Origin of the sequence: Halomonas sp. 5021 (assembly GCF_036663435.1) — a bacterium.
Classification (GTDB): domain Bacteria; phylum Pseudomonadota; class Gammaproteobacteria; order Pseudomonadales; family Halomonadaceae; genus Vreelandella; species Vreelandella janggokensis.
The window spans coordinates 222,339-237,953 of the sequence record NZ_JAXOVU010000002.1; the positions used below are offsets into that span (position 1 = coordinate 222,339).

The following is a 15,615-nucleotide window of genomic DNA, read 5'->3' on the forward strand; positions in this document are numbered from 1 at the left end:
AGGCAGGTTCAAATAGCGAATAATTGTACGCTATTTCGCCGTCGCTTCATGGTATGGAGTGAGCAGAGGAAGCGACAAGCTGCTCTATATAGTGTGTACGCAGCGGTATCACATGCGGGTCGATCTGGTTGGCGGGGATACGCCCGGCAGTGAAGAAACGAAAGGCATCCACGCCCTGAAACACGAACAGATCAACGCCGGAAAGCGTTCTGGCGCCAGCCTGATAGGCGGCATTCAACAGCTCGGTATGGGCGGGGATGTACACCGCATCAAAAACCCAGTGCTGGGTGCCCAGCCCGGCGGTATCGATGGGGCAGCCGGGGTGGTTGATATGGCCAATCGGCGAGCAGTTGACCACGCCCTGCCAATGGGGCAGTGCCTGCGGTACCTGCGCTGACGTGATGCACGTCGCGTGAATACCCATGGCGTTGAGGTCACGGCTGAGGTTTTCTGCCCGTGCGCTGTCATGCTCAAGAATGTAGATACAGCTGACCGCGAGTTCACCCAGCGCGCAGGCCACCGCACGACCTACCCCCCCGGCACCGATCAATAGCACATCGCCCGCTGGCCGATCGCCGAAAGAGTGGCGGTAGGCGCTGATGAAGCCGGTGTAGTCGGTGTTTTCAGCGCGCAGGCCGTCTTCATCGAAAAGTAGCGTATTGGCGGTGCCGACCCGGCGCACGCCCTCGCCGCGAATATCGGCCAATTGCGCGGCTTTTTCCTTGAACGGGAAGGTCACATTGGTGCCCCGGTAGCCCTCAGCGCGCAAGGTGTGTATGGCATCGGGAAAGTCAAAATCCTCGACGCCCCGGCTATCGACCAGGTCGTAGCGTACCGGCTCGCCCAGTGACGCACCCAGGCGCTCATGCAAATCCGGGGATTGCGATTTGGCAATGCCCTCGCCTACCAATCCGAGTTTGATCATGCTTGGGGGTCTCCCGACGTGTGGTCTGCTGTGTCTTGGGCAATGCCGTCAATTTCCGCTTCCAGGCGCTGCTGCGCGGTGACGCGCACAAAGGCATTCGGCGCGCCCAGCCCCTGATACCCCTCACGCTGCACCAGTTCGAAGAAGAACGCCTGACGGCCGGGCCGGGTATACAGCTGATGAAAGTCGCCGTCGTTGTCCTGGTCAAAGAGGATATGATGATCCTTCATCCACTCAAGAGTTTGCGCCGGCAGGTCGAACCGCGCGGCCAGGTCACGGTAGTAGTTACCCGGAATCGGCAGTACCGGCGTGCCTGCCTGCTGGAGCGCTGCGCTGGTTTCACGCATGGAGCTAGTGCGCAGGGCGACGTGATGGATCCCCGAGCCGCCGTACTGGCGGACGAAGCGGTTGCTGGCAGTATCCGGCGAGGCGCTGGCGTTAAGCGCCAGGCGAAAGCGGCCGTTATGGTTCTGCAGCACCTGGCTCTGGATCAGCCCGCGGGGGTCGGTGACATCGAAGGAGGGCGTTGGCGCCAGCTGGAAAATAGCGCGGTACTGCAGCATCAGCGAGAGGTAGTCGTGGTAGGAGAGCGCCACGCTGATATGGTCGATATCCACCAGCGCCCCCTGAGGAACCGGCTGTACATCGACAGGGAACTCGCGGTCCCAGGTGCGGCTAAGCTGCGAGTCGTCGATGATATAGGAGAGGCTGCCATCCACATTGCGCAGCGCGCTCATGCGGTGGCTGGCGCCCACTTCTTCAGGCTCGACAATGTCGTAGCCAAGCTTGTCTGCCCGCTTGAACGCTTCGTAGGCGTTGCCCACGCGCAAGCCGATGGCGGTGACAGCGGAGGCATCACGACCTGGTACACGGCCGGTGAAGCTCGCTTCGGTGTTGAGCACCAGATTAACGTCACCCGCCGCCCAGCGTTCGGCGTTAAGCGAGTGGTGACGGCCCACGCAGGCCATGCCCAGCGCGGTAAGCAGCTCGCGTAGCGAGGCTAGATCGTCAGGCTCGACGGCGATCTCCAGAAAGGCGACCGACTCGATCGGCTGTGGTGCGGGAATCCCGCTGTCGGCCTGCATGCTGCGCAGCAGGTTGTAGGAACGCAGCCCGTCCCGGGCCGTCTGGTCGCTGTGGCCCATGCGGAACACATCGTTGAAGATCTCGTGGGAGAGCGGGCCGTCGTAGCGGGTCTCTTCCAGCATGGCCATGAACTTATCCATCTGTAGCTCACCCTGGCCGGGGAAGCAGCGATAGTGGCGGCTCCACGACAGGTGATCCATGGAGAGACGCGGCGCATCAGCGGTCTGTACCAGGAAGATGCGATCCCCCGGAATACGGCCGACGGTGCCAAGCTCGGTCTGGCGCGAGAAGATATGGAAGGTATCCAGCACCAGGCCGACATTGGGGTGCGCGGCGCGGCGCACCACTTCCCAGCTGTCGCGGTAGTCGTGAATGTGCCGGCCCCAGGCCAGTGCTTCATAAGCCACGCGCAGATTACGTCGCGCAGCACGCTCGCCCAGCGCATGGAAGTCGTCGGCGGCGCGGCTCAAGCCCGGTAGCGAATCGGGATGAACGGTACTGCATACCATCAACAGGTCCGTGCCGAGTTCTTCCATCAGGTCAAACTTGTGCTCGGCGCGGTCAAACGCCCGCTCCCGCGCGCGCCCCTGGAGACCTTCAAAGTCGCGAAACGGCTGCAGGGTGACCAGCTTGAGCCCGCGGGCACGAATCAGCTCGCCCGCTTCTCGCGGCGTGCCGGGAAACGCTGTGAGGTCGTTTTCAAACAGCTCAAGCCCCTCGAAGCCGGCCTGGGCAATGGCGTCGACCTTCTCTTCCAGCGAGCCGCTCAGGCAAACCGTGGCGATGGATGAGTACATGGCATCACGCTCCTTTGATTGATGAACATCAGTAGCCCGCCAGGCGCGGCAGGAAGGTGACCAGCTCGGGCACGAAGGTAATCAGCAGCAGGATCAGGAACTGCACGGCCAGCATGGGCAGAATGCGCCGGATAATGGGGCCCATCCCTACCCCCGAAACTGAGTCGGCCACAAACAGGCAGAGCCCCATGGGGGGTGTGATCAGGCCCATCATCAGGTTGAAGATCACCACGATGCCGAAGTGCAGCGGGTCGATACCCAGTGCCATGGCAATGGGGTGCAGAATCGGCACCAGCACCAGAATGGCGGCGATGCCTTCCAGAAACAGTCCCACCACCAGCAGTAGCAGTATGACGGCGATCAGGAAGGTCCATTGGGTGTCGATGCTCATCAGCGCCCACTCGGTGAGCATGTTGGGCACGCGTTCGAAGGTGAGCACCCAGTTGGCCGCCGCGACGGCGCCCATGATGACCATGATCACCGCGCTGTCACGCATGGCACGGGCGAAGATGCCGGGCAGATCCACCAGCTTGATATTGCGGTAGAGCATCACACCCAGAATCAGCGCGTACACCACGGCAAAGGCCGCCGCCTCGGTGGGCGTGACGATACCAGCGAGAATCGACCCGACCACAAACACCGGCATGAGCGCGGGCAGCAGTCCGTGGAGGAACGCATGGCGGCGTGACGGCTGTTCTGAACGAGTGGCGCCCAGGTCGCCGGCGAAAAAGTAGACGTAGATGGAAAGGCCCAGCGCCAGCAATAGCCCGGGTACGATACCCGCCAAAAACAGCCCCGGTACCGAGACACCCGACACCGTAAGCGCATAGATGATGACCGGAATGCTCGGCGGAATAATCGGGCCGATCACCGACGAGGCCGCTGTGAGTGCAGCGGAGAAATCGCGGGGGTAGCCTTCTTTCTCCATCGCGGGGACGAAGACCCGCCCCAGCGCCGAGGTGTCGGCAATTGCTGACCCCGAGAGGCCGGCAAAAATCACCGACGCCCAGATGTTGACGTGCGCCAGTCCCGCTTTCAGACGGCCGACAATGGCAGTGGCCAGGTTGATAATGCGGTGTGTAATGCCCGCTTCGTTCATCAGCTCGCCGGCCAGAATGAACAGCGGTATCGCCAGTAGCGGGAAAGACTCCATACCGCCGAAGAACTGCTGCGCGACGATACGGATGTGGTAAGGCAAGTCACCGGTACCCATCAGCACCGTCAGCGTGCCGAGGATGGCAAAGGCAAACGGCACCCCAAGCAGGATGAGAGCCAAGAGCAATATAAATATCACGATGCTGCCTCCTCATCGGCGTGCCTGGTCAAACGGCGTGCGCCCATTACCAGGGCAGAGACACTGAGCAGCCCGCCGCCAACCAACATGGAGGCTTGAAAGAGCCACATCGGCATCCCGGTGCTCGACGATGTACGCCCACCTCGGGAAGCGATGAACTCAACCGCCGACATCGTCAGGCCGATGCCGATCACCAGTACCGCCAGGTCGACGGCGACGGCCTGCCAGCGCACCCAGCGCGGCGGCAGCAGGCGGCGAATCAGGTCAAAGCCGATGTGCCTGTCCTGCAGGTAGGCCCAGGACATGCCGAACATCAGGCCATAGATCATCAGGTAGATGGCGGTGTCTTCTCCCCAGGTAATGGAAGCACCGACGGTATAGCGCGCAAAGGCATTGCCTGCGACCAGTAGAAAAATCAGGATCATGGCAAGCCCGGCCAGGCTGCCATTGAACAGGATCAGGCCACGATGTAGCCGGGCAAGAAGATGAGACATGAAAGCACCTTCGATCGTTAGTCAGGTACGCAGGGCCGCGGGTGGACCCTTCAGGGCCCACCCGCAAAGCGCTTTGGTCAAGCGGGGGTTAGAAGCGTGCGGCTGCATCTTCCACGGCAGAAGAAAGACGCTCGATCCACTCGGCATCATCACCCAGCTCATCGCGCAGATATGCCTGAACCGGTGGCTGAGCCGCTTCGCGGAAGGCCTCCATCTGCTCGGCAGTGGGCTGGGTGATTTCCATGCCCTCGGCTTCCAGCTTGGCGATACCCTCTGCCGAGTTGAACTGCTGAATGGCACGGCCGGTAGTGCCGGCGACCACAGCGGCGCGCTTCACGGCGGCCTGTTCTTCTTCGCTAAGCGACTGGAAAATCTCATCGTTGATCAGGATGTGATCCACGCCGTAGACGTGGCGGTCCAGCGTGAGGTAATCCTGAAACTCGTAGAAATTGTTGCCGTAAATCACCGAGATAGGATTCTCCTGGCCGTCGACCACGCCGGTGGCAAGCGCCGTCGGCACCTCACCCCAGGCGATACCCTGCGGTTCAGCGCCCAGTCCCTCTACCATTTCCTGATAGAGCGGAATGGTTTGCACGCGGAATTTCAGGCCTTCCATATCTTCCGGTGAGTGGATCGGACGCACGGAGTTGGTGAAGTGGCGAAAGCCCGTCTCGCCGTAGGCCAGCGTACGCAGGCCGGTCTCTTCCAGGCAGTGCTCGGCCAGGGCGGTGCCGAATTCGCCATCCATCACTTCCCAGGCCACCGGCGCAGACGGGAAGGTATAAGGAATATCGGTAACGGCGACGGCTTCGCAGAAATTGGCGTAGGCGCCGGAAACCATTGAGATGGTGATGGTGCCATCCTGAGTACCTTCAATCAGCTCGGTCTCACCGCCCAGCGAGCCCGCGGGGTAAAGCTCCACGGTAAGGTCGGTTTCGGCTTCCACCAGGTTTTTGAACACCTGCCCGGCGGCGCCTTTTTTCGAGGTCGTCCAGTCGTCCGGGTCCACGTGGGCAAAGCGCAGCGTCTGTGCGGAGGCATGCGCCGCGCCGATGAGCGTGGCAGTGGCGATGGCAGCGGTCAGCGTGCGTTTCATGGACACGTTGGTGGTAGCGAGTGGTAAAGACATTGTTGTTGTCCTCTTGTCGGGCCGTTGTCATGGGGAGTGAAAAAGCCTTGAGCAAAGGCGTGCCAGGCCAATTCATTCTGTCCTTTTGAACAATGTACGAAATGGTACGTTCAGTCAAGCTGTGGCATACTAGACGAAAGACGACCACGACAATAAAAGGCATGCTCCATGACAGCGACTTCGGCTACGGCCAGCCCTAGAGACACACGGCGTCGGCGCAAGAATGACCCCGAATCCGTGCGCGCCGATATCCTCGCGGTAGCCACCCGTGAATTTTCCGAAAAGGGCCTTTCGGGGGCGCGGATCGATGAAATCGCCGAGAAGACCCGCGCCTCCAAGCGCATGATTTATTATTATTTCAGCGATAAAGAGACGCTCTACCTGCACACGCTGGAGGCCGCCTACCAGAAGGTGCGCCTGCAGGAAGCCGAGCTTGATCTGGATCACCTGGCCCCGCTCGAGGCGCTCTGTCGACTGGTGAGGTTCACGTTCTGCCATCACGCCAAGAATCCTGACTTTATTCGCCTGGTGATGATCGAAAATATTCACCACGGCCGGTTTCTGGCGCAGTCCGAGCTGATTCAGTCGCTCAACGCAGGGGTGATTGATGTGCTTGGTGATGTCTATTCGCGGGGGGTTGCAACGGGCTGTTTTCGCGAGGGTCTGGACCCGAGGGAGCTGCACTGGCTGATCAGCGCGCTGTCATTCTTCAATGTCTCAAACCAGCACACCTTCTCGCGTATTTTTGACTGGCAGCAGACGGCGCCGGAGAACCAGCAGAAACTGGAAGACCACGTTACCGATATGGTGCTGCGCTACGTACGGGTCGACCGGGAAGCGCCCTGATCGATGACGTAGGTCACCGATCATGACGATGGCGGGCACGTCAGTGATTGCAAGTTAGCGTCTGCCTATTTAGCGTATAGTTCGAATCGCGAACATCTGTGCAAATTCGTTCCTGCCGAGTCGTGACTTTGTGAACGGTGCCGCGGGTTCTGAACAACGCTAACAGGAGGCTTGACGCCCATGCCGGCCGGATTTTTAAAGTACCCCTTCATGAGCCAGCGCGCCGTCGCTGAATGTGACGACGACGCCATGGTTCGCGCCATGCTGACCGTTGAGTTGGCCCTGGCCGAGGTTCAGGAAGCCAGTGGCGCCATCCCGCATGGCGTGAGCCAGCAAATGCGAGAACAGCTTGCGCGTGCCGACCTTGATGCCTCAGAGATTGCCCAAGGCATCGCCAGCGGCGGCAACGCGGCGATTCCCTTCGTCAAGCAGGGCCGTGCGCTGCTCACCGATGATCTCAAGCGCTACTGGCATCAGGGGGCGACCAGCCAGGACGTAGTCGACTCCGCGCTGATGCTGCTGCTCAAGCCACGCCTGGCAGCACTCGATGAGTTGCTCTTGCGCTGTCGTTCGGCCGCGCTGGCGCTGATGGAGGCACACATCGATACACCCATGGTGGGGCGCACCCTGATGCAGCAGGCGCTGCCGATGACCTTCGGGGTGAAGGTGGCTCACTGGGCTATCGGTCTGGAGCAGGCGCGCCGCCGTTTATTCGCCGTCGAGCTTCCCGTGCAGTTGGGTGGGGCGGTCGGCGTTCACTCGGGTTGGGATACCCTCGGGCTTGAGTGGATGGACGCCTTGGCCGGGCGGCTAGGCCTGGCGGTGCCGGTGCTGCCCTGGCATACCGACCGCTACCCGATCCATGCCCTTGGCACGGCGCTGGATGCCGTCGCCGGGGCAGCCGAGAAAATCGCCCTGGATGTGTCGCTGCTCACCCAGACCGAAGTCGGCGAAGTCGCGGAACCTACCGCGCCGGGAATGGGGGAGTCATCCTCGATGCCCCACAAGCGCAATCCGGTGCGCAGCGCGCTGATTCGCGGCGCGGCGCGGCAAGTGCATGGTCATACCAGTGTGTTGGTCAACGCCACTGCCCAACCGCTTGAGCGGGGACTAGGCGAATGGCATGCGGAGTGGGCGCCGCTTACCGAGAGCGCGCTGCTGGTCGAAGGCGCACTGGAGCAAGTGGCGGTGTTGCTTGAAGGGTTGGAGGTGAACCCTGCCAACATGCACCGCAACCTCGCGGCAACCGGCGGCGGCATCATGGCCGAGCCGGTGGCGCGGCTGCTGGCTCCCACGCTGGGCGTGGAGCAAGCCAAAGCGATCAGCGCGGAAGCAGCTGAAACTTCACGCCGGGAAGCACGCCCCTATTCAGAGGTACTGGCCGAGCATCCTGATGTGAAAGGGACCGTTAATCCCGATGCGCTGCGTGAAGCCTGCGACCCCGCTTTATACCTTGGTAGCAGCGCCGCCCAGGTCATGCGCACCAGGAAATGGCTCGCGTCCTCGTCAGCGCATTGAAAAACAAAGCGTTAAGTTCGGCTGTGGACGGGACGATGGATCCGGGCGCGCGGTTGGTGGGTGCCGCCGGGTTTGACCCAATGAGCATTCGGCAGTAACTTGTTCGTATGAAGAATCTATGTTCGCCTAACGAACAATTACCGATGAGTCAGTAATGTCCAGCTAAGAGGCACCCATCATGGCCGAGTTTCTCAGCCTGCATGACGCGGTAGTGCGCTTCGTCGAAGACGGCGCCACCGTGGCCATGGAAGGCTTTACCCATCTGATTCCTTTTGCGGCGGGCCACGAAGTCATCCGCCAGGAAAAGCGTGACCTGACGCTGATCCGCATGACCCCCGATATCATCTACGATCAGTTGATTGGCGCAGGCTGCGCCAAAAAGGTGATCTTCTCCTGGGGCGGCAACCCCGGCGTGGGCTCGCTGCACCGCCTGCGCGATGCGGTCGAGAAAGGCTGGCCGCATAAGGTCGAGATTCTGGAGCATAGCCACGCCGCCATGGCCTGCGCCTTTGAGGCAGGCGCGGCGGGATTGCCGCTGGCGGTTTTTCGCGGCTACATCGGCAGCGAGCTGCCCAGCGTCAACGACCAGATCAAGTTCATCGAGTGCCCGTTTACCGGGGAGCGCCTGGCCGCCGTGCCGTCGGTGCGCCCGGATGTGTCGATCATCCACGCCCAGCGGGCGGATCGGCAGGGCAATGTGCTGGTGGAAGGCATTGTCGGCGTCCAGAAGGAGGCGGTACTGGCGGCCACGCACAGCATCGTCACGGTGGAAGAGATCGTCGATGACCTTGATGCACACCCCAATGCCTGCGTGATTCCTGGCTGGGCCATCAGCGCTATTGCTGTCGCCGAGAAAGGCGCGCTGCCCTCCTACACCCACGGCTATTACGGCCGCAGCAACCGCTTCTATAAAGAGTGGGATGCCATCGCTCGCGATCGTGACACCTTCACCCGTTGGCTCGACGACAACGTTTACAGTGTAGGGGAGAACAGCAAATGACTCTCGAATATACCTCTTCTGAAATGATGTCGGTGACCGCCGCACGGGCGCTGGAAAACGGCATGACCTGCTTTGTGGGCATCGGTCTGCCCTCGGAAGCCGCCAACCTGGCACGGCTGACCCATGCCCCCGATGTGGTGCTGATCTACGAATCCGGCACGCTGCAGACCAAGCCCGATATTCTGCCGTTATCTATTGGCGATGGCGAGCTGTGCGAATCGGCGCTGACCACCGTGGCGGTACCGGAGATGTTCCGCTACTGGCTACAGGGCGGCAAAGTCGACGTGGGCTTTTTGGGCACCGCGCAGATCGACCGCTTTGCAAACCTCAACACGACGTTGATCGGCGATTACAAAGCGCCCAAGGTACGCCTGCCGGGCGGTGGCGGCGCGCCGGAAATCGCCACCAACGCCGGTGAAGTCTTTATCACCCTGAAGCACTCCAAGCGCGCCTTTGTGAAAGATGTCGACTTTGTCACCACCCTAGGCTTTGGCCGCGACGGCAAGGGGCGCGACAACGTGCCCAATATCGGTAAAGGCCCCACCCGCGTCATCACCGACCTGTGCGTGATGAAACCCGACCCGGCCACCAACGAGCTGGTCGTGGTGTCACTGCACCCAGGCGTCAGCCGTGAAGACGTGATTGACGCCACCGGCTGGGAAGTGCGCTTTGCCGAACAGCTCGCAAGCACGCCAGAACCCAGCGACAACGAGCTTGAGATCTTGCGTGAGCTCAAAGCACGCTCCGAGCGGGCCCACGGGGGCGAATAAGGAGCTTGTCATGAGCAATGTTGAAATGAACGACGTCTATCTCTGTCACCCGCGTCGTACGGCTGTCGGTCGCTTTGGCGGTACGCTTGCCAGCGTGCGCCCGGATGATTTTGCCGCGACGATTTTCAAAGCCGTGCTGGCGGAAGCGCCGACTCTCGATCCCGCAGCGATCGAAGAAGTCTTCATGGGCTGCGCCAACCAGGCCGGTGAAGATAACCGCAACGTGGCGCGGATGTCGTCGCTGCTGGCGGGCATTCCTGCCTCGGTGCCCGGTACCACCATGAACCGCCTGTGCGGCTCGGGGATGGACGCGGTCGGTACCGCGTTTCGCGCCATTAAAGCCGGTGAGATGGGGCTGGCGCTGGCAGGCGGCGTGGAGTCCATGTCCCGCGCGCCCTACGTCATGGGCAAGGCCGATAGCGCCTTTGCCCGAGGACAGAAGATTGAAGACACCACCATCGGCTGGCGCTTCATCAACCCGCTGATGAAGAACGCCTTCGGCGTCGAGTCCATGCCGGAGACCGCCGAGAACGTCGCCGAGCAGTTCGACATTTCCCGGGAAGACCAGGACGCCTTTGCACTGCGCTCCCAGCAGAAAGCCGCCGCGGCACAACAGGGCGGACGTTTCGCGCAGGAAATTACCGCCATCGAGATCCCCCGCCGCAAGAAGGAAGCGCTGATCTTCGATCAGGACGAGCACCTGCGGGAAACCACCCTCGAGAAACTCGCTGGCCTGCCCACGCCCTTCCGCGATGGAGGCAGTGTCACGGCGGGTAACGCCTCGGGCGTCAACGACGGCGCCGCCGCCATGCTGGTGGCCAGCGGCGCGGCGGTCAAACAGCACGGCCTTGCCCCGATGGCTAGAATCATCGGCATGGCCACGGCAGGCGTCGAGCCGCGCATCATGGGCTACGGGCCGGTCCCGGCCGTCAACCGACTGCTGGAACGCACCGGTGTACGCCTCGATGACATCGATATTATCGAACTCAACGAAGCCTTTGCCGCCCAGGCACTGGCGTGTATGCGCGACCTGGGGCTGGCCGACGATGATCCTCGCGTCAACCCGAACGGCGGCGCGATTGCCCTGGGGCACCCGCTGGGCATGTCCGGAGCCCGCCTATTGCTGACCGCCGCCCATGAGCTGCAAAACAGCGGCAAGCGCTATGCGCTGTGCACCATGTGCGTAGGCGTGGGTCAGGGTATCGCGACGTTGATTGAACGCGTTTAACGGAGACCGTCATGGCATTTCATAGCATCAATGGCCGCAGCGTCGCGTACCGGCTGCTCGGCGCAGACGTAAACCCGCTGGTTGTGCTGGCGCACCCGCTGGGCATGAGCCAGGCGGTTTGGGACGACGTGATTCCCGCGCTGCTGCCTCGCTACCGGGTGCTGACCTGGGATCTGCCCGGTCACGGTGCCAGCCAGGCGGTCAGCGGCGAGCAGATCACGCCCGCTGATCTGGCCGCTGAGGCGCTGGCATTGGCAGAGCTGGCGGGCGCTGAGCGCTTTCACTTTGCCGGTACCTCCATTGGCGGTGTCGTCGGCCAGCAGTTGATTGCTGCGCATGGCGACCGCCTGCTCTCCGCGACGCTGACCAACACCGGCGCGGTGATCGGCAACCCGGAACTGTGGAACACCCGTGCAGGCCGCGTGCGCCAGGAGGGCCTAGCGGCGATGTCTGAGGAAATCGTGCCGCGCTGGTTTGCGCCAAAGGCGTTTGAGGCAAGTCCGGCGCTGAAAGCGGGCTGGTGCACCCAGATGGGCCGTGGCGACGATGAGTCCTACGCTCAGCTGTGTGAGATGCTTGGCCGCGATACGTTCACTGGAAAGCTCTCGGGTAAGAGCGCTCTTCATAAGGTCGTTCCTAATAAGGTCAAAGTACAGCTGTTTGGCGGAAGCGAAGATCTGGCCACGCCGCCCGCGACGCTGGAAGCCCTGGCGGCAGAGCTCGATGACGCACCGCTGGAGATTTTTGACAGTGTCGGCCATGTACCCTCGGTAGAAGCCCCGGCGCTGTTCGCGCAAAAGCTCCTCGGGGTGCTGGCAACGGATCTGGGCGACGTGGCCAACCACGGCGTGGCGTACGCGACCGGCCTGGAAACCCGCAAGCAGGTGTTGGGCGACGCACACGTTGAGCGCTCCACCGCCAATGCGAACAGCTTGGATGCCCCCTTCCAGCAGATGATTACCCGCCTGGCCTGGGGCGAGCTGTGGAGCAACGATGATTTAACCCGCCGTGAGCGCAGCATGATCACCACCGGGATTCTTGCCGCGCTAGGGCGCGAAGAGCTCACACTGCACTTGAAAACCGCCCAGCGTATTGGCCTAACGGAGGCGGAGCTGCGCCAGGTGCTGATGCACGTGGCGATTTACGGCGGCGTGCCAGCCGCCAATCACGCCTTTGCCCTCGCTAAAGAGTTGGGTTGGGGTGAATAGGCGAGACATGTTAACGAACGAGAGGTAAGGGTGATGAGCCACGACAACAAACGCTTTGTAGCACGTGACCGAGATTGGCATCCGCCTGCCTACGCCCCGGGCTATAAAACCTCGGTGCCGCGCTCGCCGCAGCAGGCGCTGGTGAGCATGCAGCAACCCACCGTGTCTGAACTGACTGGCCCCGATTTCAGCCATCTGCGCATGGGGCCCCACGATAACGACCTGCTGATGAACTTTTCCCAGGGGGATGGGCTGCCCCAGGGGGAGCGGATCATCATGCATGGTCGCGTCGTCGATCAGTTCGGCAAGCCCGTACCGCATACCCTGGTCGAGATGTGGCAGGCCAATGCCGGCGGCCGCTATCGGCATAAAAAGGACGCCTATCTGGCGCCTTTGGATCCCCATTTCGGCGGTGTCGGGCGCTGCTTGACCGACGATCAGGGGGGGTACCGTTTCCGCACCATCAAGCCCGGCCCCTATCCCTGGCCCAACGATGTGAATAGCTGGCGCCCGGCCCATATCCATGTCTCGGTGACCGGGCCTTCAATCTCTACTCGTTTGATTACGCAGATGTATTTTGAAGGTGATCCGCTGATTCCGCTTTGCCCCATTGTGCATACGCTCAGCGATCCTGAGGCAGTGGACACCATGATCGGCCGACTCGATATGGCGCACAGTAAACCGATGGACTGCCTGGCCTACCGCTTTGACATCGTGGTGCGCGGCGAGCTGCAAACCTACTTCGAAAACCAGTAAGGCCAGGGGGATCATCATGCAACAACCCGCTATTCAACCCAACACCCAGCCAGCCAGCGAGCTGATGCTGCGCGAAACGGCGTCGCAAACCGCCGGCCCCTATGTGCATATTGGTCTGGCGCTCGCCGCAGCCGGCAACCCCGTTCGGGATGAAGAGGTCTGGAATGAGATGGCCAAGCCCGACGCCGAGGGTGAGCCTATCGAGATCGTGGGCAACGTGATCGACGGCAATGGCGACCTGGTGCGCGATGCGTTTCTAGAAGCCTGGCAGGCCGATGCCAACGGCAACTACCAGACAGATTACGACCTCGGCAAGCCGTTCAACAGCTTCGGCCGGACCGCTACCACCTTTGATCACGGCAGCGAGTGGTCGCTGACCACCATCAAGCCCGGCGCGGTGAAACACCCCAGCGGTCAACTGATGGCGCCGCACATTAACCTGGCGGTCTTTGCCCGGGGGGTCAATATTCACCTGCAAACACGGCTTTACTTCGATGATGAGGTTGAAGCGAACGCCCAGTGCCCGGTGCTTACGCGTATCGAATCGCCGACGCGCCGCCAGACCCTGATCGCCAGGCGCGAAGAGGTGGACGGCAAGGTGCGTTATCGCTTTGATATCCGCCTGCAGGGCGAAGGCGAGACGGTATTTTTTGATTTTTGATACATGTCTGAGGTGCATGCAACGATGAGGGCAGCCAAATGGCTGCCCTTTTCAGTCTGGAAATAAGGAAGACGGCCTCTATTGTTACGTTACGCAGAGCAGCTTTGCTTTAACTCCATTGCAGCGTTGTAGATGTCGTTGGCAGCGCCGCCAATGTCTTCCAGGTAGTCATCAATGGTTTGCTGCAGCACCGGGCCCCATTCAGGGTCTTCCAGCGCGTCGTCGATGACGACGAACTCATGCCCTGCCTCGACGGCTTCTTCGCGCCCTTGGCGTATCATCTCGTCGTAAACTTCCGCCGCGCGAAGCGACCACTCCAACCCGCTGTGGTCATCGATCACCTGCTGCAAATCAGCTGGCAGGCGGTCGTAGCTGCGCTGGCTCATGGTGGCGAACAGCGAAAGGTCATACAGGGGAACTTCGGTATGGTACTGCGCCAGTTCGTTCAGCCGGAAGGTCTTCATGCCTTCCCAGTTGAAGCTGAGGCCGTCGACGACGCCACGCTGCATGGCGGTAAACACATCTGGCGCTGGCATACCCACCGCCTGGGCGCCCAGGCGTTCGAACATATCACCCACCACCGGCGTAGGGCGGCGTAAGCGAAGCCCCTCAAGGTCTGCCGGTGTTTCAATCCGTTGATCCTTGGTATGCAGATAACCTGGGCCGGTCGTGAACAGGAACAGAGGGCGCGTGTCGGCGTACTCCTCCTCAAAGTGGCCTTGGTCGTAAAGTGATTGAAGAATACAGGCACCCTGGCGGGCACTTGATGATACCCCCGGCAGCTCAACCACCTGGGTCAGAGGAAAGCGGCCTGCCGTGTACCCTTGGGCGGAAGCGCCAATATCAGCGATGCCCATCACGGCGCTTTCATAGGTCTTGTCAGACTTGGCGAGGGTCTGGCTCATAGAAGTAAACGCTGCCAATAGGCGCAATACTAAACCTGCTACCCCCACTTTTTCGGGGACTGCATGACCAGAAGATAGCGGTCATGAGGTCTTACAGACAGAATCAGGCACTTAACGACGCCGTGGTCCTAGCTCGTATTGAATATTAAGTGCAACCTCTTTCAGCCTCGGGCCTAAATTGTTAACAAGTCTTGAATGGTCAAGGCGTACACTGGCACCACCGCAGTTAATTGCCATCACTTCACCACCATTTTCTAAAATCAAAGGCATGGCGACGGCACTAATATCTTGCTGCCAATCTTGTTCAGATAGACAAAAACCATACTCTGCATAGTCTTTCATGCTTTTATCGATACCGGCTTTATATCGGGGCCACTCTGAACCATAAAATGCTTCCAGCTCAAGTAATACCTGCTGGCACCGTTCGCTAGAAAGACCACATAACCATGCGCGGCCAATGGCGGAAGTGGCGATAGGTAATCGTGAACCGATATCCAGACGAATAACTAGTGGTCCATGGCCGTGGCAGGTTTCCAAGTACACCATATCATTTCGATCAGCACTGCCTAGGCTTACATTACAGTCAGTGGCATCGGCTAGTTTCTGCAGATGGGGACGAGCAATTTCACGAATTCCCATATTAGCAAGATATCGATATCCCAAAGCGAGTATGCCGGGGCCGAGGCGGTATTTTTCTAGGTGGGTATTATGCTGCAAGTAGCCCAATTGCGTAAGCGTGTACGTTAACCGTGACACAGTGGGACGAGGAACCCCGGTTCTGTTGGAGAGCTCTGCATTCCCTAAATATTCTTCGCCATTGCCAAAGGCACGTAATAATTCCAACCCTCGAGCGAGAGCGGTGACAAAATTTCGATCCTTACTTGGAAGTGATCCTTCGTCAGCGATGTCGTTAGGTTCCATCAAGCGTCTCGATTATTTAATAAACAATAGAGCAAGTATCGCATATTTACTTCAGTACGATACAAGCCCTCATTAAC

Annotated in this window: 15 protein-coding genes; 8 read left to right on the top strand and 7 right to left on the bottom strand. The window is 60.5% G+C overall.

The window, feature by feature from the left end:
• Positions 1-46 precede the first annotated feature (46 nt).
• The 5 genes from R3F64_RS04730 to R3F64_RS04750 all read right to left on the bottom strand — a co-directional run bounded on the left by R3F64_RS04730 (position 47) and on the right by R3F64_RS04750 (position 5,725).
• Positions 47-925, bottom strand: coding sequence for a shikimate dehydrogenase family protein (locus R3F64_RS04730; RefSeq protein WP_332610090.1), 879 nt, complete (start codon positions 923-925; stop codon positions 47-49).
• Complete coding sequence (locus tag R3F64_RS04735; RefSeq protein WP_332610092.1) at positions 922-2,808, bottom strand: bifunctional sugar phosphate isomerase/epimerase/4-hydroxyphenylpyruvate dioxygenase family protein; 1,887 nt, start codon at positions 2,806-2,808, stop codon at positions 922-924. The genes R3F64_RS04730 and R3F64_RS04735 overlap by 4 nt, the downstream gene beginning before the upstream one ends.
• Positions 2,809-2,836: 28 nt before the next feature.
• Positions 2,837-4,102 carry a TRAP transporter large permease gene (locus R3F64_RS04740; protein ID WP_199284312.1) on the bottom strand — a complete coding sequence of 422 codons (1,266 nt, stop codon included), beginning with the start codon at positions 4,100-4,102 and terminating at the stop codon, positions 2,837-2,839.
• Complete coding sequence (locus R3F64_RS04745; protein WP_199284311.1) at positions 4,099-4,596, bottom strand: TRAP transporter small permease; 498 nt, start codon at positions 4,594-4,596, stop codon at positions 4,099-4,101. The genes R3F64_RS04740 and R3F64_RS04745 overlap by 4 nt, the downstream gene beginning before the upstream one ends.
• Positions 4,597-4,684: 88 nt before the next feature.
• Positions 4,685-5,725 carry a DctP family TRAP transporter solute-binding subunit gene (locus R3F64_RS04750; protein WP_199284310.1) on the bottom strand — a complete coding sequence of 347 codons (1,041 nt, stop codon included), beginning with the start codon at positions 5,723-5,725 and terminating at the stop codon, positions 4,685-4,687.
• 168 nt (positions 5,726-5,893) lie between these two features.
• On the opposite strand from R3F64_RS04750, the gene R3F64_RS04755 reads away from it, so the two are divergent.
• From R3F64_RS04755 to pcaG, 8 genes are all read left to right on the top strand, one after another.
• On the top strand, positions 5,894-6,571 hold the full coding sequence (locus R3F64_RS04755; RefSeq protein WP_199284309.1) for a TetR/AcrR family transcriptional regulator: 678 nt from the start codon (positions 5,894-5,896) through the stop codon (positions 6,569-6,571).
• Positions 6,572-6,781: 210 nt separating this feature from the next.
• Positions 6,782-8,089, top strand: a complete 1,308-nt coding sequence (locus R3F64_RS04760) for a class-II fumarase/aspartase family protein (protein WP_332610096.1) — start codon at positions 6,782-6,784, stop codon at positions 8,087-8,089.
• A 178-nt stretch (positions 8,090-8,267) separates the two neighbouring features.
• The gene (locus R3F64_RS04765; RefSeq protein ID WP_332610098.1) at positions 8,268-9,089 is read left to right on the top strand and encodes a CoA transferase subunit A; all 822 of its coding nucleotides are present in this window, start codon (positions 8,268-8,270) and stop codon (positions 9,087-9,089) included.
• On the top strand, positions 9,086-9,859 hold the full coding sequence (locus tag R3F64_RS04770; RefSeq protein ID WP_332610100.1) for a CoA-transferase subunit beta: 774 nt from the start codon (positions 9,086-9,088) through the stop codon (positions 9,857-9,859). The genes R3F64_RS04765 and R3F64_RS04770 overlap by 4 nt, the downstream gene beginning before the upstream one ends.
• Positions 9,860-9,884: 25 nt before the next feature.
• Positions 9,885-11,087, top strand: coding sequence for a 3-oxoadipyl-CoA thiolase (gene pcaF, locus R3F64_RS04775; RefSeq protein ID WP_332610612.1), 1,203 nt, complete (start codon positions 9,885-9,887; stop codon positions 11,085-11,087).
• Positions 11,088-11,098: 11 nt separating this feature from the next.
• Positions 11,099-12,295, top strand: a complete 1,197-nt coding sequence (locus R3F64_RS04780) for an alpha/beta fold hydrolase (protein ID WP_332610102.1) — start codon at positions 11,099-11,101, stop codon at positions 12,293-12,295.
• 33 nt (positions 12,296-12,328) lie between these two features.
• The gene (gene pcaH, locus R3F64_RS04785; protein WP_442908816.1) at positions 12,329-13,051 is read left to right on the top strand and encodes a protocatechuate 3,4-dioxygenase subunit beta; all 723 of its coding nucleotides are present in this window, start codon (positions 12,329-12,331) and stop codon (positions 13,049-13,051) included.
• Positions 13,052-13,067: 16 nt separating this feature from the next.
• The gene (pcaG, locus tag R3F64_RS04790; protein ID WP_199284304.1) at positions 13,068-13,712 is read left to right on the top strand and encodes a protocatechuate 3,4-dioxygenase subunit alpha; all 645 of its coding nucleotides are present in this window, start codon (positions 13,068-13,070) and stop codon (positions 13,710-13,712) included.
• 89 nt (positions 13,713-13,801) lie between these two features.
• Here the strand turns inward: pcaG and R3F64_RS04795 are convergent, their stop codons facing one another.
• Together R3F64_RS04795 and R3F64_RS04800 are read right to left on the bottom strand one after the other, a co-directional pair.
• Positions 13,802-14,617, bottom strand: a complete 816-nt coding sequence (locus tag R3F64_RS04795) for a TRAP transporter substrate-binding protein (protein WP_332610107.1) — start codon at positions 14,615-14,617, stop codon at positions 13,802-13,804.
• A 111-nt stretch (positions 14,618-14,728) separates the two neighbouring features.
• A complete protein-coding gene (locus tag R3F64_RS04800; protein ID WP_332610109.1) occupies positions 14,729-15,538 on the bottom strand; it encodes an IclR family transcriptional regulator in 810 nt (269 codons plus the stop codon).
• Between the last annotated feature and the right edge of the window lie 77 nt (positions 15,539-15,615).

Bases quoted from the DNA above. Each gene is read 5' to 3' on its own strand.
- R3F64_RS04730 (WP_332610090.1), bottom strand. From the start codon at position 925: ATGATCAAACTCGGATTGGTAGGCGAGGGCATTGCCAAATCGCAATCC.
- R3F64_RS04735 (WP_332610092.1), bottom strand. From the start codon at position 2,808: ATGTACTCATCCATCGCCACGGTTTGCCTGAGCGGCTCGCTGGAAGAG.
- R3F64_RS04745 (WP_199284311.1), bottom strand. From the start codon at position 4,596: ATGTCTCATCTTCTTGCCCGGCTACATCGTGGCCTGATCCTGTTCAAT.
- R3F64_RS04750 (WP_199284310.1), bottom strand. From the start codon at position 5,725: ATGTCTTTACCACTCGCTACCACCAACGTGTCCATGAAACGCACGCTG.
- R3F64_RS04755 (WP_199284309.1), top strand. From the start codon at position 5,894: ATGACAGCGACTTCGGCTACGGCCAGCCCTAGAGACACACGGCGTCGG.
- R3F64_RS04760 (WP_332610096.1), top strand. From the start codon at position 6,782: ATGAGCCAGCGCGCCGTCGCTGAATGTGACGACGACGCCATGGTTCGC.
- R3F64_RS04765 (WP_332610098.1), top strand. From the start codon at position 8,268: ATGGCCGAGTTTCTCAGCCTGCATGACGCGGTAGTGCGCTTCGTCGAA.
- R3F64_RS04770 (WP_332610100.1), top strand. From the start codon at position 9,086: ATGACTCTCGAATATACCTCTTCTGAAATGATGTCGGTGACCGCCGCA.
- pcaF (WP_332610612.1), top strand. From the start codon at position 9,885: ATGAACGACGTCTATCTCTGTCACCCGCGTCGTACGGCTGTCGGTCGC.
- R3F64_RS04780 (WP_332610102.1), top strand. From the start codon at position 11,099: ATGGCATTTCATAGCATCAATGGCCGCAGCGTCGCGTACCGGCTGCTC.
- pcaH (WP_442908816.1), top strand. From the start codon at position 12,329: ATGAGCCACGACAACAAACGCTTTGTAGCACGTGACCGAGATTGGCAT.
- pcaG (WP_199284304.1), top strand. From the start codon at position 13,068: ATGCAACAACCCGCTATTCAACCCAACACCCAGCCAGCCAGCGAGCTG.
- R3F64_RS04795 (WP_332610107.1), bottom strand. From the start codon at position 14,617: ATGAGCCAGACCCTCGCCAAGTCTGACAAGACCTATGAAAGCGCCGTG.
- R3F64_RS04800 (WP_332610109.1), bottom strand. From the start codon at position 15,538: ATGGAACCTAACGACATCGCTGACGAAGGATCACTTCCAAGTAAGGAT.